Source organism: Corynebacterium sp. HMSC11E11 (assembly GCF_001807025.1).
Lineage (GTDB): Bacteria > Actinomycetota > Actinomycetes > Mycobacteriales > Mycobacteriaceae > Corynebacterium > Corynebacterium freneyi.
The window spans coordinates 1-1,395 of the sequence record NZ_KV787092.1; the positions used below are offsets into that span (position 1 = coordinate 1).

The window sequence follows — 1,395 nt, forward strand, 5'->3', positions numbered from 1 at the left end:
GGCTCTTCAGGATTTAGAGTGCGTTGATCTTGGTGTGCAGCTGTCCGGAGTGGATCAAGGATCGCAAGATGTAGTGCCCGAGGTTCTTGAACCCCAGAGCGATGCCGCGCAGATGCTCCAGGCGCCCGTTGATCGCCTCGACGGGCCCGTTGGACGCGCCGATATCGAAATAAGCCAGCACGTCCTTCTGGCGCCGGTACAGCGTGTTTCCCAGCTGCTTAATCTCCTCTAACCCCTTCGGCATCGTCGATGAACGCAGCGTGCTGATCACCTTCTGCATCAGCTTCTTGCCCTCGGCTTTCTTCGGGTACTGATAGGCGGCGATGATCTGCTGATACACCGACCACGTCACCTCCAAAGCCACGTAGTCTTCGTCGGTGGCCCACAGTTGCTCGAGTCGCCGATGCTGTCGATCAGTGAGGAAGTCAATCCTGGTCAACAGGGTTTTCCGGTTCTTATACAACGGATCGTTTTTCTTGCCCCGCCGCCCGGTGGTCATCCGCTGCAGGCGCTGCCGGCACACGGTCAACTTGTCGGCGGCCAGGTGCACCACGTGAAAGGGATCCATCACCGCCTGCGCCCGCGGCAGGGCCTGTTTGGTGGCGGTGGCGTAGCCGGCAAACCCATCCATCGTGACAACCTCGACCCGGTCGCGAAAGCCCTGCCCACGCTGGCCGAGCCAATCGCTCAGTACCGCGGCGCTACGACCCGGGACCATGTCCAGCAACCGGGCCGGTCCGGCGCCGTCGATGACGGGGGTGATGTCGACGAGCACGGTGACGAACGAGTCCGGCTCACCGGCCCGGTGGGTGTGCTTCCACACGTGCTCGTCCACGCCCAGCACGCGTACCCCGGCAAGGTGGCCGGGGTCGTCATAGACCAGGTGCCGGCAGGCATCCAGGGCGAGGTCGTTGACCAGGTCCCAGCCCAAGCCCAGGGCTTTGGCGGTGGCGGAGATACTCATTTTGTCGATCGCCAACCGTTGCAGAATCCAGCGGGTCACCCGGCGAGTGACGGTGCGCCCGCGTTCGGCGCAGGCCAGTTCGCCCTGGTAGATCCGCTGGGCACAGGACTGATTCAGGCACAGGAACCGCGGCACGCGTACCTGCAACCTGGTGGGGAAGCCGACGACGGGAAGATCGGTCAGCCGGCGCACGACGTGATCACGCAGCCGGCCTGTGTGTCCGCAGCCCGGGCACTTGTCGCAGGAGTCGATGGGACGAGCACTGATGACCGTGAACTCGCCGGCATCCGCGGCATCGGTGATCGTTAATCCCAGCTCCGCGGTGCGGCAAATGGTGTCGGCGACGAGGTTGAACGTAGGCTGCATCGTAGGGTCCTGGTTCGGTCAGATGGTTGTGTGGTAACTCTCATCTTGTACCGGCCAGGGCCCCT

The 1,395-nt window shown here is 63.4% G+C and carries 1 protein-coding gene; it reads right to left on the reverse strand.

The features are described 5' to 3' along the window. Positions 1–13 precede the first annotated feature (13 nt). Complete coding sequence (locus HMPREF3121_RS00150) at positions 14–1,330, reverse strand: ISL3 family transposase (RefSeq protein ID WP_070518955.1); 1,317 nt, start codon at positions 1,328–1,330, stop codon at positions 14–16. Positions 1,331–1,395 lie beyond the last annotated feature (65 nt).